Source organism: Pseudomonas sp. R2-7-07 (assembly GCF_003852355.1).
GTDB lineage: Bacteria > Pseudomonadota > Gammaproteobacteria > Pseudomonadales > Pseudomonadaceae > Aquipseudomonas.
Genome location: NZ_CP027759.1, coordinates 2,252,660 through 2,277,591, shown reverse-complemented (window position 1 = coordinate 2,277,591; position 24,932 = coordinate 2,252,660). Strand labels below are relative to the sequence as shown.

The window sequence follows — 24,932 nt, the reverse complement described above, 5'->3', positions numbered from 1 at the left end:
TTATTGGTAAGGAATCACCGAGATCTTGCCGTTGCGCTCGAGGATCGCGAAGCGGATGTGCTTGATCTCGAGAATACCCTGGGCCGACCGGGCCGCCTCGAGGATATCGTCTTCATCCAGGCGGGCGCGCTTGAGGCGTTCGTGAAGGACTCGGCCCTCTTCGACCACCACCGTCGGCCCGCCATCGAGCACCCGTGAAAACCACAGCGAACGCTGCTTGAGCAATGACAGGCCGATGTCGATAGCGATCAGCGTGACGATGACCAGCACCGCATTGGTCAGCGAGAAATCATCCCCCAGCAGGGCCTGCTGGGTCGCCTCACCAATCACCATCAGCAGCACCAGATCAAAGGTGTTGAGTTCGGCGAGGGAGCGTCGGCCCGCGACCTTGAACAGGATCATCAATACCAGGTAAATCGCGGCTGCCCGCAAGACGGAGTCCATGATTGCCCCCCTAGGGATAAATGAACTGGGATACGTCCACGGTGGCGCCGTTGGCCAGCGATACCCGGGTGTCGAAATTGCCGACGCCGTCACTGCGCAAGCTCAGGTACAGCGTGGCCCGCCCTTGATCGTCGCTCAGCGTCCACAGCTTTACGCCCTCTCCCGCCGCGCTGGCCTTGAGGGGCTGGGGTTGGAGCATCTCCACGTTGAAGCCCTGCAACAGCTCGCCGTTGATTTCGACTTCCAATGGCTTGCGCGCAGCGCCTTGCAGGTGGATCACCAACGCATCGGACGAACCATTGCGCAGGAAGCGCTGGTATTCGACGCGTAGCTGCCCGTCGGCGCTGCGTGCCTCGGTGGTGCTCAACGGCCCCTTGGAAAACAGCCCCGCCAGCGTCAGTACCATGAGCACGACCAGCCCGTACCAGCCCAGCCGCTCGAAGCGCCAGACTTTGCGTTGCAAAGGCATGTCCTCGCGTACCGGATAGTCGCGGCTGTGCAGGTCATCAGGCTTTGACTCGCGCATAGCCAGCCCTCTTTCAGCCCTTGCTGTGCTCCGGCGAGGACGGGCCCTTGGTCACGCCGCGCGGGCCGTACACCGCCCATATCACCGCGCCCAGCAACGGCAGCAGGACGACCACGGCGGTCCACCCTGCCTTGCTCCCCGAAGAGTTTTCGCTACGCCACACGCTGTTGAGGACCCACAGGTCGAGCAACAACAGGATGATCATCAAGCCAATCCAGAAATACGTCAGTTCCATGGTGCACCTCCCGGTTATGCAGCATTAGGTTGGCGGGGCGGTGGCAGGGTTCAGAATTTTTGCGCTGACAGGTGCCGAATCTAAATAAACGATAGTTCCGACGGAACTGAATCGTTGAATTGATCAATATTTCAGAAGCAACCAAATTGATACCGTCCCGTTGCAGGCGGGTCACAGCCCTATCGGAACCTGTTGAAGAAGGACTTACACCATGCAACATCACGACGCTTACACCCAACTGATGGCCTGCCGCCAATTGGCAATGGATCAAAACCAGAAGCTGTTCAATGAAGCCAACGCCATCAGCCGCAACGCGTTCGACCTGTTGGAGCGCCCCGATTTCGATAGCCAGATGTTCGATGAGTACCTGCGCTTGCGCGGCAAAGCCGAAGCGCTGTTTCGTGAAGCCATTGAACACCTGAGCGTGCTCAACACCCACTTCCCCTCGCCCGCATCCAGCGCGGCGAATGAAGACGCAACGGTTGCCCGGCGTGAAAAGGAGGTGGCGTGATGAACAACTCACAACGCGCCTGGGAACTGGCCATGGTGTTGGTCGCCAATGGCAAGATCCCGTTCGACCCTGCCAACCCGAGCGGCTCGGTGAAGATCCTGTCGCGGCATCTGGAAGCGCTGGAAACTGCATTGCATGAAGAGGCGATGGCGAACACACCGGTTGAGCGCCTGCGCAAACTCGGCAGTCGCCGGCCTGCGCTGGTCGGTGCCGATTGAGGTTAACCCTGTGGGAGGGGGTGGCCATGGGTATCTACACAACGTTGGCATGGCCCTGAACCTCTAACTGACGCTGCGCGACCTGAATGTGGGAGGGGGCTTGCCCCCGATGGCCATAGGTATCTACACAACTTTGTAGCAGCCTACGGTAACCACGATGCGAAGCGAGTCGCTCTTGATCTTGCTTTTGATCTAGGCGCCCCGTTAAACCACGCTGGCCGTAATCCGATAGTGATTTGGGGGGTAAACCGGCAGGGATGCCGGTTTAGCCGCCCCGCGCCATGGATGGCGCGTGGCGGCGGCCCCCCAAATCACTGTCGGATTACGGGCACACCGAGCCTAAGCGAGGTGCCGAGTGGTGGGGCAAGAGCGTTTTGCTTACTTTTGCGCTTTTCAAAAGTGAGACGCCGTAAGGGCGGAACCCATAGCAGCCGTTACCGCAGCAACGGATATGTACTCGCCTTGATCCAATATCCTGGTCGGCTGTCAGGCCGCCATCGGGAGCAAGCCCCCTCCCACATTTTGGTCGCGGGGCATCAGTTAGAGAGGCTTCGGCTCCTGGGCCGCCGCAGGTTCAGGGCCGCGCCAAAATTGTGTAGATACCCATGCCCCGATGGCGGAGTATCATTCAGCTCAGGCTCAACTGATACACCGCTATCGGGAGCAAGCCCCCTTCCACTGTCGGGTCGCGATCGGGCAGTTAATTCGCGTCGGGCTCCTCAGCGCAGCGCAAATCCATTACGCCCTGCAGACTTCGCGTTATAAAGCGCCTGGTCCGCCGCTTCGATCAAGCCGAGCGCAGGCTCCAGCTCAGCACCTGCACCCGCCGCCACCCCGATACTCACACTCACACGCCCGAATGGGCTGCCCGGATGAGCGATATCGGCGTGCAGCAGTCGATCCAGGATCAATTGCGCCACCACTGCCGCGCCTTCGCTGTCGGTCGCAGGCATGATAATCGCTATTTCTTCTCCGCCGTAACGCGCCACCAGGTCCGAAGGGCGCCGCACGCACGTCTCCAACAGTGTGCTGATCCTCTGCAGGCAGGCATCGCCCGCTACGTGACCGAGGGCATCGTTGTACCGCTTGAAATAGTCGACGTCGATCATCAGCAAGGCCAGCGTCGTGCCGTCGCGTTGCGCCCGGCGCGCTTCCAGGGCCAGGGTCTCATCGAAACAGCGTCGGTTGGCCAGGCCGGTCAGCGCGTCCTTCATCGCCAGTAACTCAAGCTGCTGATTTGAGTCGAGCAGCTGTTGCTGGGCGATACGCAGCGCCTCTTCAGCCTCGGTTCGCCGGCGGATATCAAGGATCAGAAACCAACCGATCAAACCGGTCAGCCCCAGCAGCCCCGCCACCACCACCGCCGACAACGCGGCTTCCATGCGCCACGCCGCGAGCGCTTCGTGCTTGCCCAGGGCGACGGTGGTGATCAGCGGCAGGCTTTCGCTTTTGCGAAAGGCATACAGCCGCTCTACCCCATCCAGGCTGGAGGTGTACGCAGCGGTGCCAACGGAGCGGTCGACCAGATACTGGGAATAGATCGGCGAGGTGGAAAAGTTGCGGCCCATGTCCTGCTCGCGGAAGGGATAGCGCACCAGCAAGGTGCCGTCGGTGTACGACAAACCGATCGCACCGTCCTGGCCGACGTCGAGCTTGCCGAACACGCGCAGAAAGTTCTCCACGCCCAAGGTCACGGCCACCACCCCGGCAAAGTTGCCGGCCGCGTCATCGAAGCGGCGGCTGATGGTAACCACCCACTCCTGGTTGGTATGGCTCTGAATCGGCGGACCGATGAAAGGCTCACGGCTCGGATCGTCGCGGTGATGGATGAAATAGGCGCGCGCGCTGCTGTTGGCGCCCGCCGGAATCGCGCGGTTGGACGACATCAACCAGCCACCCTGCCGGTCATAGATGGTGATGCCGCTGAGTTGCGGCATCACCGGCTGCTGACGACGTATCAACGCGCTGATGCGCTGGATCTGCGCCGGGCCACTGCCTTCGGTTTCCAGGCGCTCGACCAGGCCCAGCAACAGCAGCGCGCTTTGGCGCACGATCCCTTCGGTATAGGTCGTGAGCGCCTGGGTGAGGTTCAAGCCATGCACGTTCACTTCCGCCAGCGCACGCTCACGGGAAGACAGGACTTTCCAGATCGTCAACGAAGTCAGGGAACAGCTGATCACCAACAGCAAAAGCATCACGAGGCGGGTATCACGCTTCACGTCAGCACCTTAAAGGAAGTCCGGTTCCATTCCAGCCATCAATCGAACGTCGGTACTCACAGCGGCCACCGGTTCCGGGGCGCAAGCATACAAGCAGTCTGGCGGGGCTGCAGCAACAGCGTGTGAAAAGGCCAGCATTGGCCGCAGACGGCGCCAAGCAAGGAGTAACGCCGACAAAGATCAGCCCCGCTTATTCCGCCTTCAGAAACACACACTTGAAACTAAGCCGAATGGTCAGCAACGCCATTATTTCAATATCAACCACCCTCTGAAAAGTTATACGAAGCGGCTTGCCAAGCGACGATTTGTATAAGTTTCTGGCTACTCACTACCGTTCATCGGCGTTTCTAAAAAATTTCAAAACCACTGCCCGCCTGCTCTTATCGGAGTAGATGTCCGTTGCATAAATGGGCAACTAGCGAAACGACAACTGAACTAGGAGTATTGTTATGACCACGAGTAATAAAAACCCTGGCAACTTCGCTAACGACCGCGAAAAAGCTTCGGAAGCGGGGAAAAAAGGCGGCCAGTCGTCAGGGGGCAACTTTGCCAACGACCGCGAGAAAGCCTCGGAAGCCGGTCGTAAAGGCGGCCAGAACAGCCATGGTGGTGGACGCAAGTCATAACGAAGGGCATCAATCATGCGAGCGTCAATTGATTATCAGCGTGGCGAGCTCCATCGCCAGCCGGTGATGGAAGTGCGAACTGAGGCAAAGACCGTTGCGCGTTCAAGCACAACTCCCTGTTACGAACGCCGGCAAGTTTCCGAACTAGCCGAAGCAACTATCGGCGCGACGCAAACACCACAGTTATGCGAGAGAAACTTATAGCCAGCGCACTCGCAGACTGAGTGTAAGTTCCCTGCAAGATCGAAATGAACGTTGTATAACCGACATAACGACGAGGTAACTGAACATGAGTACTCAAGACAAAAAAGGCCAAATGAGTGTCAACGAAGCCGGTAAAAAAGGTGGCGAAGCCACGTCTGCTTCTCATGATAAAGAGTTCTATCAAGAGATCGGCAGCAAGGGCGGCCAAAACAGTGGCGGGAATTTCAAGAACGATCCTGAACGCGCCGCTGAAGCCGGTAGCAAAGGCGGTCAGAACAGCGGCGGCAACTTCAAGAATGATCCCGAGCGCGCCGCTGAAGCCGGTAGCAAAGGCGGCCAGAACAGTGGCGGGAATTTCGCCAACGACCGGGAGAAAGCCTCGGAAGCCGGACGTAAAGGCGGCGAAAACAGCCATGGTGGCGGCCGCAATAGTTAATGTGCTTGACGCAGGGGAGCAGTGCTCCCCTGCTTTCATTGATGAGGGACACCATGCCTTTACACATTATTAATTTTACCGGCCCTGTCACCGCCTCGACCTGCAGCCAACTGATCGAAAAAGCCTCGTTGGCCGTGCAGCAAGATGCTTCGGGCCTGGTATTGAACATCGCGACCATGGGCGGCGAATGCAGCTATGGTTTTACGATGTACAACTTCCTGATGTCGCTGCCGATCCCGGTGCATACCCATAACCTGGGCACGGTGGAATCGATGGGCAATATCATTTTTCTCGCCGGTGAACGCCGCACCGCCTGCACCCACAGCAAATTCCTGTTCCACCCGTTTCATTGGCACGTGCAAGGCGCGGTCGACCATTCGCGCATGTCCGAATACGCGATGAGCCTCGATTACGACTTGCAACTGTATGCACGCATCGTGGCCGAACGCACCGCCGCTGCCAGCGAACCGTTGGAAACGGAAAAGTACCTGATCGCCGCACCGCGCATTCTCGACCCTCACCAGGCGCTGGCCGCCGGCTTGATCCACGGCATCGAACTGCCGGTCATCAAGGCGGAGTTCGTGAGCAGCTTCATCCACTCCTAGCCTTTCGCCCGGACACGATGCGCTGTCGGCTCAGGATACTGGCATTAAAATATCAACTAATCGCTTGTTTGAAATTTTCCCGTTTAGCGGTTGAAAACATCCGCCCGATGATGAATGGTGGCACTCCATTCAGGGAGGAATCGATGTGCCCCATCTACAAGCGAACCGCCGTTGTGTTCAATGCAAGACAACCTATGAACCGACCACGGACGAACCTGAGTACCTGGTGGCGACAGCCTCTGAAATGCTCTGCCCGACGTGCAGGCAACTGTACGCGGCCGAACTTATGAAAGATGCACTTCAACGCAGTGTGCAAAAGTTATATGCCCTGCAAACTCGCCGAGGAAAACAGTAAGTTCTGAACAAAGGGCGACCGGATGTCCCATTAAACTCGCCTTCATTCAGGCGGAGGTGGGACGTAGGGCTGTGCAATAAACGGAACACTGCCGGACGGACGCCACCTTACATGTTCAATGCCGTAACGCTCGGCGAGTGGCTTGCTCATTCGTTTGATCTTTTCATTGCGCGACCTTGGAATAATGCCGATCCCTGCATCGCAACATGCCCAATGCCATGCCTCCGTATTGTTCATGACCTCCGCTCTTATAATGAAAGACTTCGGCTCACGGTGGTAGTCGTACTCAATAATATATAAAGAATTTTTCATAGCCGCTCCTTCTGATCTTTTTGTTGTTTGATCAGAACGAAGGTTCAGAATTTTTCCTGGCTAACCGACCAGCCTGCACAGTTTTTCTTGTTTGTATAGACCAACGACCATTCGTCGGCAGTTACGAAAAAAAATAAAACCGCGTCGACTTTTTTGGATTCTCAATAGTGAGTCTGTTCACTCCAGGCTCTTGGTAAAAACTCCTGTCTTGCCCGTACTTAGTGCGGGCTTTTTTTCAGGGCAGTTTATATGACTAAGCAGTGTAGTCGGACGGACCAAGGCTATCGGCCAGTTGCGTGCGATCATCCTTATATACGCAAGGGCTACTATCTGGGCCTGGACCCGGATGTATATGTGTGTATGCGCTGTGGCGAACAGCGTGAGCCTGAGCGCTGGGACGACTTCGCGCGTCGCCGCATGCCGCCTCGCGGGCTTCTGAACCCTCCCTAGGCATAGGTATCTACACAACTTTGTAGCAGCCTACGGTAACCACGATGCGAAGCGAGCCGCTCTTGCCTTTGATCTTGATCTCAGTCGCCCCGTTAAACCACGCTGGCCGGAATCCGATAGTGATTTGGGGGGTAAACCGGCAGGGATGCCGGTTTAGCCGCCCCGCGCCATGGATGGCGCGTGGCGGCGGCCCCCCCAAATCACTGTCGGATTACGGGCACACCGAGCCTGGGCGAGGTGCCGAGTGGTGGGGCGAGGACCTTTTGGTTACTTTTGGGTCCTTCCAAAAGTGACACGCTGTAAGAGCGGAACCGCCAGCTGCCGTTACCGCAGCAACGGATATGTACTCGCTCTGATCCAACACCCTGGTCGGCTGTCAGGCCGCCATCGGGGGCAAGCCCCATATGCGCTAACCAAACCTCCCTCCCCACAACTCGTCCTGCTGGCGTCCTCGTTTTCGCGGGGATTCACGCAGTGCCTGGCTGATATCTCCCCACTTCTCGATACACGTAAACAACGACAAGTGGGGATTGATCGCGCTGCAAAGTAGCCAGTAAATAAAGGCCATCTCACGCCAGTGACAACGGAGTGGCGGCACTTCCTTTTTCTGTCTCGTCTCCCTCGATAGGGGAAAAATGCTCGCCCGCTGCGATTAACCGCTCAATCAGGCAAGCCACTAATAATTTCCCTTGCAACCATGCTTTTGCGCCTTCCGGATTTTTCTTTCTGAGGTGGGATAACCCCAGCAATGACTTCATCCGCTTGAACGCCAACTCCACCTGCCAACGGTGCCGATAGAGAGCCAAAACCTCCTGCGTATCCAGGCAGTCCAAGGTTGTTACCAGCACCACGTAACCGGCCGCTTCCATCGTTTCAGGTTTCAATTGCTTCTGCTTTTTTTGCCCGACTCTCTTGAGCTTGCACTCGCTTTGCGATCGCTGCTCGTCGGTTTTTCGATAGGCGCACACACGTACTGCAATATCCCCCTTTGAACCTTTCATCACAGCTGCCCACTCGCCCGTTTGCCCTGGCTGCAAGGTCCGTAGTCGCGCCAGTTGCTCAAAAGGCGACCCTTGCTCATCGCTAAGCGGCAGGCTGCTCAGGTTCATTCGTACCAGGATGTCACCGCCTGCATTGAGTACATGATTGACTCCACGCCGGTTGGCAAACCCTCGATCCGCGATGAAAACATCGCCCTGCTGCACCGAAAACCGAGTCAACGATTCGCCTGTTTTGGACGGTGTCACTTGCACTTCACAGCAACGCAACGTGCTGATATCCATCGTGTAATGCAGCCGCCATGTTGAGGTGACCGCGCCAGGCTCCATTACGACACTGCCATCAGCAGCCAGTATTCGTCTCCCCAGCAGCGCCGGGCATTGCATGGCCGCGACCGGCGATTGTTGGATCAACTGCTCTGTGATCCAACCTAGCCAGGCCCCCGATTTGTTGACCCTCTTGAGAAGGCCCACGTCTGATAACTCCAGCAATTTCCCTGTACGCGCTCGCTCTACCGTTTCGACCATCGAGCAATCGGCGCTCATGTACATCAATAATGTGCGCAATAGACTCTCTGGCCCGCTGAATCGGCGACCGAACTTCAGGGCCCCCAGCTCTTTTGCCTTGGCTTCCCATCCAGGCGGTAGTAGTGCCAGGAGCTTGGGCCAGTCTTCATTCAGTTTTTGTGTTGGGTCTATTGTCACTGCTCTCGCATCCTAAAGAGTCAGACTTGATTATATCTTTTGGGGTTTGGTTAGCGCATATGGGGGCAAGCCCCCTCCCACATTTGGAACGCGAGACGTCAGTTAGAGAGGCTTCGGCTCCAGAGCCGTCACAGGTTCAGGGCCATGCTAAAGCTGTGTAGATACCTATGCTCCCTAGGCGCTGACACCTTTCATCCCCCTACGCAAAATGTTGTGGAACCTCAAACGGCAGCGGATTTTCTACCGCACACACACCCGTTGGAGGACTGCAACATGACTGAGCATCCACTGATAGCGCACCATACCTCTGAAGACACCCATCGACGCGGCACGCTGACCAAGGCCGAACGCACACTTTCGCTGACGGCCGGCGCAGCCCTGCTGCTGAACGGCTGGCGCACCGGCGGATTGGGCGGCGCATTGCAGACTGCAGCAGGCGCCTACGCGTTAGTTCGCGGTACGGCCGGCCATTGCACGCTGAAGCAGGCACTGACGCCAACCCCCTTCGAACAGCAGTTCAGTCGCGAGCATCACTGGCCGATCAGCGAGGCGATCACGCGCAGTATCACAATAGGTCGCCCGCTCGAAGAGGTGTCTGCTTTCCTCGCCCGGCCCGAGCAGATTGGCCCGCTGCTGCGCTGGGTCGACAGCATCGAACAATTGTTGCCGGACACCACGCGCTGGACGCTCCGCGCTCCCGTCGGCAAACGCGTGCAGTGCACGCTGATCCAGACCCAAACCCAGGAGCCGGCCGTGTTGCATTGGAAAACCCCAGGCGATGCGCGCTGGGCGCACGACATTACCGTCTCACTGACCCCCGCTCCCGCCGGCCGTGGCACGCAAGTCAAAGCGGTGGTGGTCTGCAAGCCGGCCATGGGCAAGTTGGGCTATGGCCTCGCTCGTGCAATCAGCCTGTTCAGTGACAAAGCCTTGCTCAATGCATTGCAGGCGGTGAAGCAGCAACTGGAAACCGGCGAGGTCAGCAACAACCGACTCAGACCGGAACAGGACGACGACTTTTTTTACGTACACGCCGCCGACGACCAGGTGACCACCGATCACCCGGCAGTCAAAACCGGCGTCGCCATTGAAGGGGGAAATCACTGATGCGCGCACTCACTTGGCAAGCACCGAATACACTGCAAGTCGACAACGTTCCCGACCCGACGATCCTCAACCCGCGTGACGCGATCATTCGCGTCACGCTGTCTTCCGTGTGCGGTTCCGACCTGCATTTGCTTGGCGGCTACGTACCGGCGATGAAGCCTGGGGATATCATCGGCCACGAATTCATGGGGGAAGTCGTCGAGGTGGGCAAAGGCATCACGGACCTGCGCCAGGGTGACAAAGTGGTCACCATTTCGATCATCGGCTGCGGCAATTGCGAACCGTGCCAACGCAGCGATTTCTCCTGTTGCGATAACTCCAACCCCAACCCTTCGGCGACGGACCTTATGTACGGCCAGCCGTGCTGCGGCATCCTCGGCTACAGCCATGCCTTCGGTGGCTACCCCGGCAGCCACGCCACCTACGTGCGGGTGCCGTTCGCCGACGTCAACCTGTTCAAGGTGCCCGACGGGGTCAGCGACGAGCAGGCGCTGTTCGTGTCGGATGCAGCGCCGACCGGTTACTTTGCGGCGGACAATGCCGGCATCCAGCCCGGCGATACCGTGGCGGTGTGGGGCTGCGGCGGCGTGGGTCAGATGGCTATTTGCAGCGCCTATCTGTTGGGTGCAGAACGGGTCATCGCGATCGACCGATATCCGGACCGGCTGCGCCTGGCACAAGAGCGCGGCAAGGCGATCCCGCTCAACTACGAGCTCACCAATGTGCATGACGCCTTACTGGAACTGACCGGTGGCCGTGGGCCGGACCGCTGCATCGACTGCGTGGGCATGGAGGCGCACGGTACCGAGATCGACTATGCCTATGACAAGGCCAAGCAATTGCTCAGGCTGCACACCGAACGCGGCAGTGTGCTCAGGCAGGCCATACGTGCTTGCCGTAAAGGCGGCACGGTGTCGGTAGTCGGGGTGTATGGGGGGCTGCTCGACAAGTTTCCCATGGGGGCGATCGTCAACAAGGCCCTGACGTTGAAAGCCGGGCAGCAGCCGGGGCAGCGTTATGCGACGACCTTGTTTGAGCATATTCAGAAAGGCGAGTTGGATCCTGCTTATCTGTTGACCCATCCGATGAGTCTGGAAGATGGCGCGCAGGGATACGCGATGTTCAAGGAGAAGTCGGATGCATGTATGCGGGTAGTGTTCAGGCCCTGATGGGAGGTGGGGTTGACTGAGTCCATATCCGTTACCGCAGCAACGGATATGGACCCGTTCTGATCCAGCATGATTGGAACGCGGCGCGTCAGTTAGAGAGGCTTTGGCTCCTGAACAGCAGGCGCCACCAACCGATTGCACCCATACAACACCACCCCCAGCACCATCAACGCCCCACCCCGCAGCCAAGTATCCAGACTCTGCTGACTAAGCAGGATCAAACACGACACAATCGCCAACACCGGCACCCAACTCGGCACGCGAAAATGCCGTTCTTCCACCCGGTCACGGCGCAACACCAGCACCGCCAGGTTGGTACTGAGAAACACAAACAGCAGCAACAACACCACCGTCTCAGCCAATGCCGCCAGCGTGCCGGTCAAGGTCAGCGCAATCGCCACGGCTGTGCTGGCGATGATCGCCACCCAAGGCGTGCGGCGCTTGGGCAGCACCCGCGACAACGGCTCCGGCAACAGGCCCATGCGCGCCATGCCGTAGGTCAGGCGACTGGCCATGACCATCGTCAGTAAAGCGCCATTAGCCACCGCCACCAAGGCAATGAAGGCAAACAGCTGGGGTGGAATGTTCAAGCCCGAGGCCCGCACAACTTCGAGCAACGGCGCCGAAGTGGCCGTCAACTTATCCATCGGCAATACCACCGATGCAGCGACACCCACCGCCATATACACGATACCGGCCGTGATCAACGCAGCGAACAACGCACGCGGGTAAATTTTGCGCACCCCACGGATTTCCTCCGCCAGGTTGGCCGACGTTTCAAAGCCAACAAACGAATAGAACGCCAACAACGCAGCCCCCAGCACGGCCAGCATGGGATTGACGCCAGGCTTGAATTCAAACGCCCGCCCAAGGTTGGCTTCACCGGCCTGGAAGCACCACGCCGCAGCGACAACCACCAACAACAGCCCGGACAGTTCCACGCACGTCATGACCATATTGGCCCCCAGCGACTCCTTGATCCCGCGGGCATTCAACAGCCCAATTACCACCAGGAAGACCAGCGCCGCCACATGGGGGGAGACGTCGATGAACGCGGCCAGGTAGTCCCCGGCAAACGCCAGTGACAACCCGGCCGCACTGGTCACGGCCGCTGCGAGCATGCAAAAGCCCACCAGGAACGAGACCAGCGGTGACTTGAACGCCTTCTCGGCGAACACCGAAGCGGCGCCGGCGTGCGGGTACTTGGTCACCAGCTCGGCGTATGAGCCGGCCGTGAGCATGGCGAAGAATAGCGCCACCAGTAACGGCACCCAGATCGCCCCGCCCACCTGGCCGGCGATGGTGCCGGCCAGCGCATACACGCCTGCGCCGAGCACGTCGCCCAGGATGAACAGGAACAACATCGGGCCGGTGACGGCGCGGCGCAAGGACGGCTTGGAAGGTTCGGCGTGGCTGAGAGTGGATTCGGTCATGGGGCGGCTCTGGCGGCGGTTTGCGTTCAGCGATCAGCCGGCACGGGCCGGCTGAGGCAGGGCTATCTACAATGGAAAATGCCCGCGTCACCAAAGTTCCTTTATTCGTGAGAATCCAGCGCAGGCGCCTCGTCAGTCGTCGTCGTGCCCGTGTGCGTCAGCGCAGGGCAATCGACCGGATTCGCCCCCGGCAATCCTTTCGGCCTGGTCGATACCGCGCTTGAGCGCGTCAGGCACTGTCCACTCCGCGCCCGGTAACTGCTTGGTGCGCTCAGCGACACATTGGCCCGTAGCGGTGTAAACGCACAGCAGCACTTCGATATCGGCATCCTCCCGCTCGCGGGCCCTGACTTCGATATGGCAGCCGTTTTCCACTTCCTGGGTAAAGCACTCTTCGTCCAGTGCTTTTGCGGCCCAGGCGTTATAGGTATTGCCGCGAATGAACATAGCTGTTCTCCAAGACCGTTAGGGGTTGGTCTTTCAACTAAGACCTGAACTCTTTAGCAGGGATTCCGTGTTTTTTCCAAGGCGAACTTTATAGAAGCCTCATTAGCGTTTCGCTTGTTAAACCGTTCGTCAGGCGACGTAACATTTTGTTAAACCAACCCCTGAGGGCCCCATTCAAATTGTTCGAAAGCGCAATCACGGATGTTTTCACAACAGGAGCAAGGCATGAAACGAACGATGGGTTATTGCCTGGCCTATCTCGCCAGCACTTTCTTATTAACCGGCTGCAACCTCGTGGTGTTCAACCCCAAGGGGCAGGTTGCAACCGATGAACGCGACCTGATTATCCTCGCCACGGGCCTGATGTTATTGGTGGTGGTGCCGGTGATCGTGCTGATGTTTGTATTCGCCTACCGCTACCGTGCCACCAATAAGAAAGCGCGTTACTCGCCACGCTGGGCCAGCTCCCACAAGATCGAAGCGGTCGTCTGGGGCGTGCCGCTGCTGATCATCATCGCCTTGGGCTGGGTGACCTGGAAAACCACCCACGCCCTCGACCCCTATCGCCCGCTCGACTCGGACACGCCGCCGATCAATGTGCAGGTGGTGGCCACCGACTGGAAGTGGCTGTTCATCTACCCCGACCTGGGTATCGCCAGCGTCAACGAACTGGCCCTGCCGGTGCACACGCCGGTGAGCTTCACCATCACCTCCGACGCGGCCATGACCTCCTTCTTCATCCCGGCGTTGGGCGGGCAGATCTACGCCATGGCCGGCATGCAGACCAAGCTGCACCTGATCGCCAACGAGACCGGCGAATTCAAGGGCATCGCCGCCAACTACAACGGCCCCGGTTTTTCCGACATGCATTTCTCTACCCTGTCGCTGAGCCCCGCCGACTTCCAAAGCTGGGTGAGCAAGGTCAAGGGCGCGGCAACGCAACTGGACCAGGCGAGCTATGCGCAATTGGCCAAGCCCACCATCAAGCACCCGGTGACCTACTACTCGGCGGTTCAGGAGCGGCTGTTCCTGGACATCGTCGATAAATACGAAGGCATGAACAAGGCCAATAAACCCAAGCGCGCACCCGTGAGCGGCGTTGAAACGCGCGCCGATCAACACCCGAGTCTGCTGGCTGAGGAGCGGTAACAATGTTCGGAAAACTGTCGTGGGACGCGATTCCAACCACTGAACCCATCGTGATGTACACCTTGGCCATTATCGGCCTGATCGGTGTAGCGATGGTGGGGACCATTACCTGGAAGCGCAAATGGGGCTATTTGTGGCGCGAGTGGTTCACCTCGGTGGACCATAAAAAGATCGGCTGCATGTACATCATCGTTGCACTGGTGATGCTGCTGCGCGGTTTTTCTGACGCGATCATGATGCGCACCCAGCAAGCCATGGCCGCCAGTGGCGGGCCGGGCTATCTGCCGCCGGAACACTACGACCAGATCTTCACCGCCCACGGCGTGATCATGATTTTTTTCGTGGCCATGCCCTTCGTGGTCGGCTTGATGAACGTTGTGGTGCCGTTGCAGATCGGCGCACGCGATGTGGCCTACCCGTTTCTCAACGCACTGAGCTTCTGGCTGTTCGTGGCCGGTGCCGCGCTGGTCAACGTCTCACTGGGGATCGGTGAGTTTGCGCGAACCGGTTGGGTCGCCTACCCGCCGTTATCCGGGTTAGCGTACAGCCCCGGTGTGGGGGTGGATTACTACATCTGGTCCTTGCAGATATCCGGCATTGGCACGCTACTGACAGGGGTGAATTTCTTCGTCACGATTTTGAAGATGCGTACCCAAGGCATGACCCTGTTCAAGATGCCGGTGTTCACCTGGAATGCGCTGTGCACTTCGGTGTTGATCCTCGCGTCGTTTCCGATCCTGACCGCCACCCTGCTGATGCTGAGCCTGGATCGTTACCTGGGTATGCATTTCTTTACCAACGAAGCCGGCGGCAACCCGATGATGTACGTCAACCTGATCTGGGCCTGGGGGCATCCGGAGGTGTACATCCTGATCCTGCCGGCGTTCGGGGTATTTTCGGAGGTTGCCGCCACGTTCAGCAGTAAACGGCTGTTCGGCTATGTGTCGCTGGTATGGGCAACGATCGCGATTACCGTGTTGTCGTTCATCGTGTGGCTGCACCATTTCTTCACCATGGGCGCGGGGGCCAATGTCAATGCGTTCTTCGGCATCATGACGATGATCATCGCCGTGCCGACCGGGGTGAAGATCTTCACCTGGCTGTTCACCATGTACCGCGGCCGAGTGCGCTTCGAAACCCCGATGCTGTGGACCATGGGCTTTATCGTGACCTTCAGCATCGGCGGGATGACCGGGGTACTGCTGGCAGTTCCCGGCGCCGACTTCCTGCTGCACAACAGCCTGTTCCTGATCGCGCACTTTCACAACGTGATCATCGGCGGCGCGGTGTTCGGCTATATGGCCGGCCTGACCTACTGGTTCCCCAAGGCCTTTGGCTTCCGCTTGAACGACAAGCTGGGGCGCATCGCGTTCTGGTGCTGGTTGATCGGCTTCTACTTCGCCTTTATGCCGTCGTACGTGCTGGGCTTCATGGGCATGACCCGGCGCCTCAACCATTTCGACAACCCGGAATGGCGGCCCTGGTTGCTGCTGGAGTTGGTCGGGGTGGCGATCATCCTCTGCGGCGTGGCCGCTCAGGCACTGCAACTGTTCGTCAGTATCCGCAACCGCCACAGCCCCCAGTATCGCGACCTCACCGGCGATCCGTGGGACGGGCGCACGCTGGAATGGGCCACCTCCTCTCCGCCGCCGGTGTACAACTTCGCCGAGCAACCCAAGGTTGACGACCTGGACGCCTATTGGGGCATGAAGGAGCGCGGCGTGAGCACCCTGAGCCACACCGACTATCGCAGCATCCATATGCCACGCAATACCGCCTCGGGCCTGGTTATCAGTGTGTTCGCGCTGATCTGCAGCTTCGCCCTGGTGTGGCATATCTGGTGGTTGGCGGCGTTCGGTCTGGTGGCGTCGGTGGTTGCGTTCGTGGTGCGCAGTTACGACGAAGACACTGACTACTTCGTGCCCGCAGAAGAGGTGGCGCGCATCGAAACGGCCCGTCTCAAAGACCTGGCAGAGGCTTGACTCTTATGTCCAATATCGTGATCGAAAAAGACATCGCCCACACCCACGAACAAGGGCATGAAGACGCCGGTTCCCTGAGCCTGTTCGGGTTCTGGATCTACTTGATGACCGACTGCATCCTGTTCGCGACCTTGTTCGCCGGCTATGCGGTGTTGCGCGACAGCGTGGCGGGCGGCCCTTCAAGTGCGGACATTTTCGAGCTGCCCTATGTGCTGGGTGAAACCATGCTGCTGTTGCTCAGCAGCATCACTTACGGCTACGCGATGCTCGCGATGAACCGTGGCCAGCAGTCCCAGGTTCTGCGCTGGCTGGGGCTCACCTTCGTGCTGGGGGCCGGGTTTATCGCCATGGAAATCAACGAATTCCATCATTTGATTGAAGAGGGATATGGGCCGGACCGCAGTGGCTTCCTGACTGCCTTCTTCACCCTCGTCGGCACCCACGGCGCGCACGTCCTGACGGGGTTGGTGTGGATGGCGGTGCTGATGGTGCAGGTGCACCAGCGTGGCCTGACCAGCACCAACGCCACCCGGCTCAGTTGCCTGAGCCTGTTCTGGCATTTCCTGGACGTGGTGTGGATCTGCGTCTTTACCGTGGTCTATCTGTTGGGGGTGGTGTGACATGTACAAACAAAGTTCGGTTCACAGCAGCGCAGGTAGCAGCCATGGCAGCAGCCGCTCCTACCTGGTCGGCTTCCTGGTGTCGGTGCTGCTCACCCTGATCCCGTTCGCCATGGTGATGTTCCCGTCACTGCCACGCACCACCACCGCCTGGCTGGTGGTGGCGCTGGGCGCGATACAAATCGTGGTCCACTTGAAGTTCTTCCTGCATCTGGATACCGCCGAGGAGCAACGCTGGAACCTGATTGCGCTGATTTTCTCGACGGTCATCATCCTTCTGCTGGTAGGACTTTCGCTATGGATCATGAACAGTATTCATCACAACATGCTGGCGCACTGAAACACTGGCTGGGGCTGTTCAATGTAGGGGTTCAACTGACCAAGCCGGGGATTATTTTCGGCAATCTCGCGTCGGTGCTGGGGGGCTACTTCCTCGCGGGCAGCGGCCATCTGGCGAATCCCGCCCACTTGCTGGCCACCCTGATTGGCACCGCACTGGTGATCGGCTGCGGCTGTGTCATCAACAATTGTGCCGACCGGGATATCGACCGACGCATGGTGCGTACCTGCCACCGCGCGCTGGCACTGCGCGCCATCAGCGTGCCCGCCGCCGTCAGCTACGCCATCGCCCTGGGTGTCACCGGCTTCGGTTTGCTGTGGGCTGGCAGCAATATGCTGGCCTGCACCCTGGCACTGGTTGGGCTGGTCGTTTATGCAGGCGTTTATACCTACTGGCTGAAGCGGCGCTCCCACTGGGCAACCCTGATTGGCAGCCTTTCCGGGGCAATGCCGCCGGTGATCGGGTATTGCGCGGTAAGCGGTCGGTTCGACGCCACGGCGATGCTGCTGGTGCTGGTGTTCTGCTGTTGGCAGATGCCTCACTCCCATGCCATCACCGTGATGCGTCGCGAGGACTTTCGCGCCGCGCGCTTGCCCCTGCTGAGCCTGCCCGAGGCCCACCGACAGATACACGCGTACATGCTGGCATTCCTCGCCAGCACCATGGCGCTGGGCGTGGTTGCGCAGATGAACGCCGTGTACTTCGCGCTGATGCTCGGGTTCTGCGGTTATTGGATGGCGCTCGCTGCCAGCGCCACGCGCCTGACGGACCCGCCCCGCTGGGCGCGCAGGGTATTTGGATGCTCGATTCTGCTGGTGCTGGTACTCAACCTGTCGCTGGCAGTACTCCGCTGACCGTGTCGGCTGTCCCCGTAGATCCGGCATCCAGCACCGCGCGGATTTTTCGGGGCAGATCCGTGGGTTGATAGGGCTTTTGAATCAGCTCGAATTCATGCACCTGTATTTCCGCGCGCTCCAATGCGTCTTTTGCATAGCCGGTCGTGAGCAGGATCCTGACGTGCGGATACAAGCGCGATACTTCACGCGCGAGTACCGCCCCATTCATCGCGCCCGGCATGATCAAGTCACTGAACACCAGGTCATACGGGACGCTCTGGAGCATGCTCAATGCTTCGGCGGCGGTGTGCGCGATACCGGTCCGGTAACCGTAGTCAGACAGGATCACTTGCGCCAACTCGGCCACCTCGGGCCGGTCCTCCACGATCAGGATGTTCTCGTGGCCCTGCAGTGAGGCGGTGGCGGATGTTTGCTCGACCCAGGGCTGGCTGTCATCGGCCGGAAAGTACAGGCGTATGGTGGTACCGACACCCGGATAGGAATGGATCCGCGCCGTGCCGCCCGATTGCTTGACGAAGCCATACACCATCGACAGTCCCAGGCCCGAGCCCTTGCCTTCTTCCTTGGTGGTGAAGAACGGCTGCATGACTTTATCCTGAATACCCTCGGTGATGCCGCTGCCATTATCTGACACCGAGATGCTGACGTAGCGGCCCTCGGCCAGGCCATCACGTTCAGCACCGACCTCGCCCGGCACCTGGATGTTGAGGGTTTTAACCGTCACTGCTGGCTCGCTGCACCCTTGCAATGCATCCTGGGCATTCGACAGCAAGTGCCGCACCGCCAGCTCTGCCTGGGCAGGGTCAATGCAGCAGTTCCACAGATCGTCGGCGAGTTCTATGTGCAGCTCGACGTCATGCAGTACGCTCCTGAAGTCGGGCCGACTCAACACGCTGTTCAGATTGATCACACGGCTGTCGAGCCGCTGCTTGCGCGAAAACGCCAGCAATTGCTGGGTCAGGGTTTGCGCTTTTTCAGCGGCCGCCCGGGCACGGCTGGCACTGTTGACGATGCGCTGCGGGTCGCTGCCGGGGCGCTTGGCGCTCTGCTGGATCAGCTCCAGGTACCCGACCATCACCTGCAGCAGGTTATTGAAGTCATGAGCGATGCCACCCGTCAGTTGCCCCAGCGCTTCAAGGTCCTGGACGCGGCGCACGCGCAGTTCCGCGTCGTGCCGCCGGCTCACGTCCAGCTGGGAGGCAAAAAAGTACACCAGTTGGCCGCGCTCGTTGAACAACGGCGAGATGAATATCTCATTCCAGAAGGTCGAGCCGTCCTTGCGGTAATTAAGCACCTCGACACAGGCCTCATGGTGGCCCTCAAGCGCACGCTGCACCTGCCGCAGAGCACTCTTGTCGGTTTCTGGCCCTTGCAGCAACCGGCAATTGCGTCCGATGACCTCGTCATGCTCAAACCCGGTCAGCGCAAGAAACGCCGGGTTGGCGAAGATGATCGGGTTGTCGGGCTGCGCGGGGTCGGTCACGATCATCGCACTGTGGCTGGCTTGCATGGCGGCGAAGAACAGATCTTTACGGTCGGAAGACAGCACCGCCAACGCATCAGCGCCGACTGTGGGCTTTTTCTTTGTGTCCACGGTTCACCTCCAGATAAGTGGTGCGTGATCCATTGACCGTGAAAATGCAGCGGAGTGCGAGGCTGCGCCCAATCACGCGCGGCGCCGACGGGGCGCCGCGCGCAATCTCAGCGTTTGGCCTCTGTGTCGGGCGCTGCAGAGCGCTCCAGAAATGCCTGGGTGAGCTCGGGCAGATGCTCGAGCAGCCACTCGGCCATTGCAATTTCCTGGGGCAGGATCTTTTCGCAGGCCGCTTGTGTCTCGGCGTCTCTGGCTACTTTCGCGGCCGCTATGAGCGCCGTGTAGCTGGCAATCTCCATATTTTCGAACACATAGCCGGCCATCGCGCCCTTGATCACCTCGTCACTCATCAGTGAGCCACCAACCGCCTGCCCGAACGCCATCAATTTGCCGCCCATGTCTTTCAAGGTCGACGCGCTGCCGCCCAGACGCGCCAGGCATTCATCGATGAGCGCCTGCTGGCCGAGGGTTTCCTGAATATGCTCGTCGATCCGGGCTTTGAGCTTCGGGTAATGTTCCAGTCGCTCGGATTGTGCCTTTAGCATTTTTTCGGCCTGTTGCTCCATGGCATGGGCATCGCGTAGCCAGTCGAGCAGGTTTTCCTGTGGGGTCGCCATCTTGTTACTCCTCTTCAAGCCAATAAAAGAGCCGCACGCCCGAAAGCGTGCGGCTGCCGCGCATCAAAGATCAGGCTTGGGCTGAAGGCCCGCGCCCAGGTCAGCGCCGGTGGTGGGGTCGCTGGTAGGGTCGGAGGCGGTGCGGATTTTCATCGCGCTCAGCAGCGCTTCGTCGTCGGCGTCCAACTGCACGCTGGCCGTGCCATCACCGCCATCGACCGCAGGTTGCGGGCTCTCCACGAACTCCCATTCATCGCCCTGGTTCCAAGGACCACGCAGGTCTTCCGCGCCCTGGGACATGTTGTAGTACACCTGGGTGAATTCCGGCTTGCCTGGCAACTTGCCTTGGGGGAAATTCGGCTGAATCGAATGCAGCGCTTTTTCAAAGGATATCTGGTGCGCGATTTCACGGGTCATCAGGAACCCGAGGGCATCCTTCACACCTGGATCGTCGGTGACGTTCATCAGCCGTTCATAAACGATTTTGGCGCGTGCTTCGGCGGCGATATTGGAGCGCATATCCGCCGTGGGCTCACCGATAGTGTCGATGTAAGCCGCTGTCCAGGGCACTCCGGCCGAGTTGATCAGCGGCGCCCCCGCACCGTACAACAGGCTGGTGATGTGGGAATCATTGCCAGCGCCGTTGAGTGAGCGATACAACTCGCCCTCCTCCTCCACGCCTTCGGCCATTCGGCCCTTGGCGCCCTTGTTGAGCATCACAATGATCGAGCCGACGATCTCCAGGTGGCTGAGTTCTTCGGTGGCGATGTCCATCAACAGGTCTTTGCGCCCTGGATCGTCCTCAGCCAAGGCCTGGGTGAAATAACGGGATGCGGCCGCCAACTCACCTTGAGCTCCGCCAAACTGCTCGAGCAAAAGGTTCGCCAGACCCGGGTTGGGCTCGGCCACACGTACGGTGTATTGAAGTCGCTTGTTATGTAGGAACATCAACAAATCTCCTCAGGCTTACTGAAAGTGGCGGCATCTTGGGAATGCGCGCCTACCTTTCATGGGAAGCGAGCGGCGCGTGAAAAATTTCAAAATTAATTTGCGCATCACGACGAGCGGTTAACCGTCGCACAACAAGCGAAACGGCGGCGCTGCTGCTTAGCTGGCATCATCCGCCTCTGGAACGGTGTCGATCCCGGGCGTGCCGTTAGGCGGCGTCACGGTGGCCTCGACAGCGGTCGCATGGCTGTCGGGGTGGTCCCAGTCAGTGGTTGCGTTTGGGTCTTCGTCACGGCCGGCGGTGCCGATCACGCAACCATCGTCATTCGGCTTATCGAGCGGTTCTACTGGTCGGTGCTGTGAGTTGGATGGGTCATGGTTCATGGCAAAAAATCTCCAGTTCACAAAGAGGGGGAACCTCGTTTGAGCCGGCCCATGGAGTTCAAGTGCAACGAAAAAGACGAATGGCGTGAACGCTGTTATTGCCGGCACGCAGCAACGGGAAAAACTTATACGAAGCGGCGTTAAGACGGCGAACTTGTACAACTTTCCCGGTTTATCTGCCGTTCGTCGCCTGTTATAAAAATCAGTAAAACATTTCTGCTGGCGTCGCTATCGGAATAAATGCCCGCTGCCATAACGGGCAACTAACGAAACGCTAACTTAGCGACTGGAGAACTGTCATGACTACAGGCAATAAAAACCCAGGCAACTTTGCCAACGATCGCGAAAAAGCATCCGAAGCAGGGAAAAAAGGCGGCCAATCGTCGGGCGGCAACTTCGCCAATGACCGTGACAAAGCGTCCGAGGCGGGCCGTAAAGGCGGGCAGAACAGCCATGGCGGCGGCCGGAAGTCGGGCTCTTGAGTGAGAGTGGAAGGGGCAGCCTCGCTGCCCCTTCAATTCACGCAATTGCCGTTCATTGCGCCGATCGTTTGAACGTCCTTGTTGGCGCGTACACAACGAGCCCTACGTCAGGCCAGGCATCGTTAGTTCGCCTGCGCACACTAATTTAACTAACAACTGTCACTGACTAGTTGTTGCGCTGGCGTGTTGCTGCAACTCAGGAAAGTGCGAACAAAACATAGGCAGGCTTTTTTATTTACCCCCCGTCACATCAAGGAATGTACCCGTAACGAACGATGCCTCTGCGCTGGCCAGCCATAGAATGGCCTGTGCCACTTCCTCCGGCTGACCGCCACGGCCCATGGGAATCGAATCCTTGACGCGATCGACGCGTCCCGGCTCGCCGCCGCTGGCGTGCATGTCGGTATAGATATGCCCTGGGCGAACACCGTTAACGCGTATGCCTTCCCGCGCGACCTCCTTGGCCAAGCCGATGGTAAACGTCTCCAGGGCGCCCTTTGACGCCGCATAGTCCACGTATTCGCCGGGGCTGCCGAGGCGCGCCGATGCCGAAGAAACATTGATCACCACGCCGCCCGGACCGTTGTGCCGGTAAGCCATGCGCTTCACCGCCTGCTGGGCACAGAGGATCGGCCCTATGGCATTGACCGCAAAGATGCGCTGCATGCGTTCGAAACCCAGGTCTTCCAGGCGTGACTGAGTCGCCAGTACCCCGGCGTTATTGACCAGCACATCAATTCGCCCGAACGTATGGTCGATGGCGCTGAACAACTCGGCGACCTGTGCCGGGTCCGCACTGTCGGCCTGCATGGCCAGGGCTCGGCGCCCGAATGCTTCCACCTGCGCCACTACCGCCAGGGCCGCAGGCTCATTGGCCACGTAGCTGATCGCGACATCGTAGCCTCTTGCGGCAGCCAGCCGGGCGGTGGCTGCGCCCACTCCGCGACTGCCACCGGTTATCAGAATAAGCGGTGCCTGTGAGACGTTAACCATTGAAATACCCTCCTGAGCCGTCAGCCCTATCAACCGATAATGAGGATGCCGCTGGCGATCACTGCGCACGCCAGGACCCGCCGTGCCGTGAGCGTCTCGCCGAGGAACAGGTAGCCGATCAACGCCGCGAACAACACACTGGTTTCGCGCAACGCCGACACCGCGCCCAACGGCGCTTCGTTCATGGCGTAGATGACAATCCCATAGGCGAGCAACGAGACCAGCCCGCCGACCACTGCGGTCAAAATGCCGGGCCGCACGCGGAACAAGCTGCGGGCGTCGCGCAGGCCGATGTACACCACTGGCATCAGCACGCCCCACAACGCACACATCCACACCGTGTAGCCGAGCGGCGCGCCGGAGAGCCTGGCGCCAATGCCGTCGACCACGCTATAGGCGGCGATGAAGCAGCCAGTGCCCAGCGCATAGGGCAAGCTGGGCACCGACAGCCTGCGGCCTCGGAACGCCAGGGAAATAATCCCGCCGGATACCAGCGCAATACCGAACAACTCGCCGGGGGTGATGCTTTCGCCGGCGAAAACGGCAGCTCCAAGCGTGATCAGCACCGGCGACGAGCCACGGGATATCGGGTAGATCTGCCCGAGGTCACCGACTCGGTAACTGCGCACCAGAAACAGGTTGTAGCCCACATGCAGCAATGCCGACAGCAGCGCATAGCCCCAGCTTTCAATAGCGGGCGGCACCAGGAACGCAGCGGCGACGACGCAGGTGATGGCGATGGCGATGCACATCACCGTCATTGACCAGAGTCGATCGGCACCGCCACGCAGCAGTGCGTTCCAACTGGCATGCAGCAGCGCGGCGAAAAGCACCAGGCAGATCAAATGAATAGGCATGCGCCATCCTAGCAATCCAACGCCCTGCCTTCAGCGAAGTCTCTTCATCGCAGCATGAGCAAATCCTCAGACCCGGCTCATTGCACTTTCAGCGCCTCACTGCTCAACCAACGGCGAAAGTTGACGATATGCGGCTGCGCTTCGATGCCCTTGGGGCACACGAAATAGTAGGCCAGCGGCGATGGGAACGGCACATCGAACAGCCGCACCAGGCGGCCATCGCTGATTTCGTTCTCCACATGCCGACTGCGCACCAACGCCACGCCGTGGCCGAGCAAGGCGGCCTCGACCGTCATGTTGGTGTCGCCAAACCTGACGCTTTCCTTGAGCGGCGAAAAAGCCAGCCCGACACTTTCAAACCAGACCTCCCATTTCGGCGCCAGCTCGGCGCCGTCGCGGATCAGCAGCGGAAACTGCAACAGTTCTTCCGGGCTGCGCGGTATCCCCATACGCCGCAGCAATTCGGGGCTGGCCACCGGAAACACCTGCTCGCCAAACAGAAACTCTGTATGCAGGCCCGGGTAATTACCCTTGCCCAGCCGGATCGCAACATCGGCCTGGTTGCCGGAAAAGTGGATGATGTCGTCCGTGGTGTGCAGCGACACCAACAGCTCGGGGTGCTGGCGAGCCAGGTTCGGCAAGCGTGGCAGCAGCCATTTCAACGCGAAGGAGTAGGTGGTGCTGACACTCAGGCGCACCCTGCCTTTTTGCTCGCGCAGATCGCCGAGGGTCGCCTCCAGGCTCATGAAGAACTCCCGCACGATAGGCGCCAGCGTGGCCCCTGCCGCCGTAAGGCGTAATGCCTTGCCACGTTCGAACAACGGCAGCCCCCACAACGCCTCCAGATGCCTGAGCTGATGGCTGACAGCGCTCTGGGTGACATGCAGTTCCTGCGCGGCCGCCGTAAAGGTTGGGTGCCGGGTGGCAACTTCAAACGCTCGCAGTGTGGCGGTCGGCGGCAGGTCTCTCATGGGTGGGTGTCCGGCGAGTGATTGGAAAACGCTGAGCATGAGCGTTGGCTCATGGTAGTGGCAAGTGCGGCGCTTATTACCGTCATCCATTTAAACCCAGGACCGTAAGGGCGCCTACACAGCGCCAAACTTCCATAA

At 59.3% G+C, this 24,932-nt stretch carries 28 protein-coding genes; 13 read left to right on the top strand and 15 right to left on the bottom strand.

The window, feature by feature from the left end:
* From C4J86_RS10530 to C4J86_RS10520, 3 genes are read right to left on the bottom strand one after another with little or no spacing between them, the layout of a single operon-like run.
* Window positions 1-444, bottom strand: a complete 444-nt coding sequence (locus C4J86_RS10530; RefSeq protein ID WP_124362351.1) for a DUF421 domain-containing protein — start codon at window positions 442-444, stop codon at window positions 1-3.
* Window positions 445-454: 10 nt separating this feature from the next.
* A complete protein-coding gene (locus C4J86_RS10525; RefSeq protein ID WP_124370329.1) occupies window positions 455-970 on the bottom strand; it encodes a hypothetical protein in 516 nt (171 codons plus the stop codon).
* 13 nt (window positions 971-983) lie between these two features.
* A complete protein-coding gene (locus tag C4J86_RS10520; RefSeq protein ID WP_124362349.1) occupies window positions 984-1,205 on the bottom strand; it encodes a PLDc N-terminal domain-containing protein in 222 nt (73 codons plus the stop codon).
* A gap of 211 nt (window positions 1,206-1,416) precedes the next feature.
* Between C4J86_RS10520 and C4J86_RS10515 the strand changes: the two genes are divergently transcribed.
* Both C4J86_RS10515 and C4J86_RS10510 read left to right on the top strand, forming a co-directional pair.
* Window positions 1,417-1,716, top strand: coding sequence for a hypothetical protein (locus C4J86_RS10515; protein ID WP_124370328.1), 300 nt, complete (start codon window positions 1,417-1,419; stop codon window positions 1,714-1,716).
* Window positions 1,716-1,934: a hypothetical protein gene (locus C4J86_RS10510; protein ID WP_124370327.1), complete on the top strand. Its 219-nt coding sequence runs from the start codon at window positions 1,716-1,718 to the stop codon at window positions 1,932-1,934. The genes C4J86_RS10515 and C4J86_RS10510 overlap by 1 nt, the downstream gene beginning before the upstream one ends.
* Window positions 1,935-2,653: 719 nt before the next feature.
* On the opposite strand, the gene C4J86_RS10505 is transcribed toward C4J86_RS10510, so the two are convergent.
* Window positions 2,654-4,153 carry a sensor domain-containing diguanylate cyclase gene (locus C4J86_RS10505; protein WP_124370326.1) on the bottom strand — a complete coding sequence of 500 codons (1,500 nt, stop codon included), beginning with the start codon at window positions 4,151-4,153 and terminating at the stop codon, window positions 2,654-2,656.
* Window positions 4,154-4,602: 449 nt separating this feature from the next.
* Between C4J86_RS10505 and C4J86_RS10500 the strand changes: the two genes are divergently transcribed.
* From C4J86_RS10500 to C4J86_RS10490, 3 genes are all read left to right on the top strand, one after another.
* Window positions 4,603-4,779: a general stress protein gene (locus C4J86_RS10500; protein WP_076954923.1), complete on the top strand. Its 177-nt coding sequence runs from the start codon at window positions 4,603-4,605 to the stop codon at window positions 4,777-4,779.
* Window positions 4,780-5,068: 289 nt separating this feature from the next.
* Window positions 5,069-5,419: a general stress protein gene (locus tag C4J86_RS10495; protein ID WP_124362346.1), complete on the top strand. Its 351-nt coding sequence runs from the start codon at window positions 5,069-5,071 to the stop codon at window positions 5,417-5,419.
* Between the two features lie 53 nt (window positions 5,420-5,472).
* On the top strand, window positions 5,473-6,024 hold the full coding sequence (locus C4J86_RS10490) for an ATP-dependent Clp protease proteolytic subunit (RefSeq protein ID WP_124366605.1): 552 nt from the start codon (window positions 5,473-5,475) through the stop codon (window positions 6,022-6,024).
* Window positions 6,025-6,421: 397 nt separating this feature from the next.
* On the opposite strand, the gene C4J86_RS10480 is transcribed toward C4J86_RS10490, so the two are convergent.
* Window positions 6,422-6,691: a DUF6555 family protein gene (locus C4J86_RS10480; RefSeq protein ID WP_124370324.1), complete on the bottom strand. Its 270-nt coding sequence runs from the start codon at window positions 6,689-6,691 to the stop codon at window positions 6,422-6,424.
* 1,019 nt (window positions 6,692-7,710) lie between these two features.
* Complete coding sequence (locus C4J86_RS10470; protein ID WP_124370322.1) at window positions 7,711-8,844, bottom strand: IS4 family transposase; 1,134 nt, start codon at window positions 8,842-8,844, stop codon at window positions 7,711-7,713.
* A 273-nt stretch (window positions 8,845-9,117) separates the two neighbouring features.
* Here C4J86_RS10470 and C4J86_RS10465 point away from each other — a divergent pair, with 273 nt between their 5' ends.
* A complete protein-coding gene (locus C4J86_RS10465) occupies window positions 9,118-9,951 on the top strand; it encodes an SRPBCC family protein (protein ID WP_124370321.1) in 834 nt (277 codons plus the stop codon).
* Window positions 9,951-11,120: a zinc-dependent alcohol dehydrogenase gene (locus tag C4J86_RS10460; RefSeq protein ID WP_124370320.1), complete on the top strand. Its 1,170-nt coding sequence runs from the start codon at window positions 9,951-9,953 to the stop codon at window positions 11,118-11,120. Before C4J86_RS10465 ends, C4J86_RS10460 begins: the two co-directional genes overlap by 1 nt.
* A 92-nt stretch (window positions 11,121-11,212) precedes the next feature.
* Here the strand turns inward: C4J86_RS10460 and C4J86_RS10455 are convergent, their stop codons facing one another.
* Together C4J86_RS10455 and C4J86_RS10450 are read right to left on the bottom strand one after the other, a co-directional pair.
* Window positions 11,213-12,553, bottom strand: a complete 1,341-nt coding sequence (locus C4J86_RS10455) for an APC family permease (RefSeq protein WP_256680026.1) — start codon at window positions 12,551-12,553, stop codon at window positions 11,213-11,215.
* 132 nt (window positions 12,554-12,685) lie between these two features.
* Window positions 12,686-13,000: a hypothetical protein gene (locus tag C4J86_RS10450; RefSeq protein WP_124370319.1), complete on the bottom strand. Its 315-nt coding sequence runs from the start codon at window positions 12,998-13,000 to the stop codon at window positions 12,686-12,688.
* A 225-nt stretch (window positions 13,001-13,225) separates the two neighbouring features.
* On the opposite strand from C4J86_RS10450, the gene cyoA reads away from it, so the two are divergent.
* Genes cyoA through cyoE form a run of 5 tightly spaced genes read left to right on the top strand, consistent with a single transcriptional unit; the run spans window position 13,226 to window position 17,945 of the window.
* A complete protein-coding gene (cyoA, locus tag C4J86_RS10445; RefSeq protein ID WP_124370318.1) occupies window positions 13,226-14,149 on the top strand; it encodes a ubiquinol oxidase subunit II in 924 nt (307 codons plus the stop codon).
* Between the two features lie 2 nt (window positions 14,150-14,151).
* Window positions 14,152-16,131: a cytochrome o ubiquinol oxidase subunit I gene (cyoB, locus tag C4J86_RS10440; RefSeq protein WP_124362338.1), complete on the top strand. Its 1,980-nt coding sequence runs from the start codon at window positions 14,152-14,154 to the stop codon at window positions 16,129-16,131.
* A gap of 5 nt (window positions 16,132-16,136) precedes the next feature.
* Window positions 16,137-16,751: a cytochrome o ubiquinol oxidase subunit III gene (locus C4J86_RS10435; RefSeq protein WP_124370317.1), complete on the top strand. Its 615-nt coding sequence runs from the start codon at window positions 16,137-16,139 to the stop codon at window positions 16,749-16,751.
* A gap of 1 nt (window position 16,752) precedes the next feature.
* Window positions 16,753-17,091, top strand: a complete 339-nt coding sequence (gene cyoD / locus C4J86_RS10430; protein ID WP_124362336.1) for a cytochrome o ubiquinol oxidase subunit IV — start codon at window positions 16,753-16,755, stop codon at window positions 17,089-17,091.
* Window positions 17,049-17,945 (top strand): heme o synthase, encoded by an 897-nt coding sequence (cyoE, locus tag C4J86_RS10425; RefSeq protein ID WP_124370316.1) that lies wholly within the window; start codon window positions 17,049-17,051, stop codon window positions 17,943-17,945. The genes cyoD and cyoE overlap by 43 nt, the downstream gene beginning before the upstream one ends.
* On the opposite strand, the gene C4J86_RS10420 is transcribed toward cyoE, so the two are convergent.
* The 4 genes from C4J86_RS10420 to C4J86_RS10405 form a co-directional block, all read right to left on the bottom strand.
* Window positions 17,917-19,542 carry a histidine kinase famiy protein gene (locus C4J86_RS10420; protein ID WP_124370315.1) on the bottom strand — a complete coding sequence of 542 codons (1,626 nt, stop codon included), beginning with the start codon at window positions 19,540-19,542 and terminating at the stop codon, window positions 17,917-17,919. The two genes, cyoE and C4J86_RS10420, sit on opposite strands and share 29 nt — an antisense overlap.
* A gap of 107 nt (window positions 19,543-19,649) precedes the next feature.
* Window positions 19,650-20,159 carry a ferritin-like domain-containing protein gene (locus C4J86_RS10415; RefSeq protein WP_124370314.1) on the bottom strand — a complete coding sequence of 170 codons (510 nt, stop codon included), beginning with the start codon at window positions 20,157-20,159 and terminating at the stop codon, window positions 19,650-19,652.
* Window positions 20,160-20,222: 63 nt separating this feature from the next.
* Entirely contained in the window at window positions 20,223-21,107 is an 885-nt protein-coding gene (locus tag C4J86_RS10410) for a manganese catalase family protein (RefSeq protein ID WP_124370313.1), read from the bottom strand.
* Between the two features lie 159 nt (window positions 21,108-21,266).
* Complete coding sequence (locus tag C4J86_RS10405; RefSeq protein WP_124362331.1) at window positions 21,267-21,491, bottom strand: hypothetical protein; 225 nt, start codon at window positions 21,489-21,491, stop codon at window positions 21,267-21,269.
* A gap of 299 nt (window positions 21,492-21,790) precedes the next feature.
* On the opposite strand from C4J86_RS10405, the gene C4J86_RS10400 reads away from it, so the two are divergent.
* Entirely contained in the window at window positions 21,791-21,973 is a 183-nt protein-coding gene (locus C4J86_RS10400) for a general stress protein (RefSeq protein WP_124366593.1), read from the top strand.
* 231 nt (window positions 21,974-22,204) lie between these two features.
* Here the strand turns inward: C4J86_RS10400 and C4J86_RS10395 are convergent, their stop codons facing one another.
* From C4J86_RS10395 to gcvA, 3 genes are all read right to left on the bottom strand, one after another.
* Window positions 22,205-22,966 (bottom strand): SDR family oxidoreductase, encoded by a 762-nt coding sequence (locus C4J86_RS10395; RefSeq protein ID WP_124370312.1) that lies wholly within the window; start codon window positions 22,964-22,966, stop codon window positions 22,205-22,207.
* 29 nt (window positions 22,967-22,995) lie between these two features.
* A complete protein-coding gene (locus C4J86_RS10390; protein ID WP_124362328.1) occupies window positions 22,996-23,823 on the bottom strand; it encodes a DMT family transporter in 828 nt (275 codons plus the stop codon).
* A 77-nt stretch (window positions 23,824-23,900) separates the two neighbouring features.
* Window positions 23,901-24,794 (bottom strand): transcriptional regulator GcvA, encoded by an 894-nt coding sequence (gcvA, locus tag C4J86_RS10385; RefSeq protein ID WP_124370311.1) that lies wholly within the window; start codon window positions 24,792-24,794, stop codon window positions 23,901-23,903.
* Between the last annotated feature and the right edge of the window lie 138 nt (window positions 24,795-24,932).

Excerpts from the sequence above, each read along its gene's own strand:
- C4J86_RS10400 (WP_124366593.1), top strand. The coding sequence starts at position 21,791 with ATGACTACAGGCAATAAAAACCCAGGCAACTTTGCCAACGATCGCGAA.
- C4J86_RS10455 (WP_256680026.1), bottom strand. The coding sequence starts at position 12,553 with ATGACCGAATCCACTCTCAGCCACGCCGAACCTTCCAAGCCGTCCTTG.
- C4J86_RS10460 (WP_124370320.1), top strand. The coding sequence starts at position 9,951 with ATGCGCGCACTCACTTGGCAAGCACCGAATACACTGCAAGTCGACAAC.
- C4J86_RS10480 (WP_124370324.1), bottom strand. The coding sequence starts at position 6,691 with ATGAAAAATTCTTTATATATTATTGAGTACGACTACCACCGTGAGCCG.
- gcvA (WP_124370311.1), bottom strand. The coding sequence starts at position 24,794 with ATGAGAGACCTGCCGCCGACCGCCACACTGCGAGCGTTTGAAGTTGCC.
- C4J86_RS10415 (WP_124370314.1), bottom strand. The coding sequence starts at position 20,159 with ATGGCGACCCCACAGGAAAACCTGCTCGACTGGCTACGCGATGCCCAT.
- C4J86_RS10450 (WP_124370319.1), bottom strand. The coding sequence starts at position 13,000 with ATGTTCATTCGCGGCAATACCTATAACGCCTGGGCCGCAAAAGCACTG.
- C4J86_RS10395 (WP_124370312.1), bottom strand. The coding sequence starts at position 22,966 with ATGGTTAACGTCTCACAGGCACCGCTTATTCTGATAACCGGTGGCAGT.
- C4J86_RS10530 (WP_124362351.1), bottom strand. The coding sequence starts at position 444 with ATGGACTCCGTCTTGCGGGCAGCCGCGATTTACCTGGTATTGATGATC.
- C4J86_RS10515 (WP_124370328.1), top strand. The coding sequence starts at position 1,417 with ATGCAACATCACGACGCTTACACCCAACTGATGGCCTGCCGCCAATTG.
- C4J86_RS10495 (WP_124362346.1), top strand. The coding sequence starts at position 5,069 with ATGAGTACTCAAGACAAAAAAGGCCAAATGAGTGTCAACGAAGCCGGT.
- C4J86_RS10410 (WP_124370313.1), bottom strand. The coding sequence starts at position 21,107 with ATGTTCCTACATAACAAGCGACTTCAATACACCGTACGTGTGGCCGAG.
- C4J86_RS10405 (WP_124362331.1), bottom strand. The coding sequence starts at position 21,491 with ATGAACCATGACCCATCCAACTCACAGCACCGACCAGTAGAACCGCTC.
- C4J86_RS10465 (WP_124370321.1), top strand. The coding sequence starts at position 9,118 with ATGACTGAGCATCCACTGATAGCGCACCATACCTCTGAAGACACCCAT.
- C4J86_RS10525 (WP_124370329.1), bottom strand. The coding sequence starts at position 970 with ATGCGCGAGTCAAAGCCTGATGACCTGCACAGCCGCGACTATCCGGTA.
- C4J86_RS10390 (WP_124362328.1), bottom strand. The coding sequence starts at position 23,823 with ATGCCTATTCATTTGATCTGCCTGGTGCTTTTCGCCGCGCTGCTGCAT.
- C4J86_RS10500 (WP_076954923.1), top strand. The coding sequence starts at position 4,603 with ATGACCACGAGTAATAAAAACCCTGGCAACTTCGCTAACGACCGCGAA.
- cyoD (WP_124362336.1), top strand. The coding sequence starts at position 16,753 with ATGTACAAACAAAGTTCGGTTCACAGCAGCGCAGGTAGCAGCCATGGC.
- C4J86_RS10520 (WP_124362349.1), bottom strand. The coding sequence starts at position 1,205 with ATGGAACTGACGTATTTCTGGATTGGCTTGATGATCATCCTGTTGTTG.
- cyoE (WP_124370316.1), top strand. The coding sequence starts at position 17,049 with ATGGATCATGAACAGTATTCATCACAACATGCTGGCGCACTGAAACAC.
- cyoA (WP_124370318.1), top strand. The coding sequence starts at position 13,226 with ATGAAACGAACGATGGGTTATTGCCTGGCCTATCTCGCCAGCACTTTC.
- C4J86_RS10490 (WP_124366605.1), top strand. The coding sequence starts at position 5,473 with ATGCCTTTACACATTATTAATTTTACCGGCCCTGTCACCGCCTCGACC.
- C4J86_RS10435 (WP_124370317.1), top strand. The coding sequence starts at position 16,137 with ATGTCCAATATCGTGATCGAAAAAGACATCGCCCACACCCACGAACAA.
- C4J86_RS10510 (WP_124370327.1), top strand. The coding sequence starts at position 1,716 with ATGAACAACTCACAACGCGCCTGGGAACTGGCCATGGTGTTGGTCGCC.
- cyoB (WP_124362338.1), top strand. The coding sequence starts at position 14,152 with ATGTTCGGAAAACTGTCGTGGGACGCGATTCCAACCACTGAACCCATC.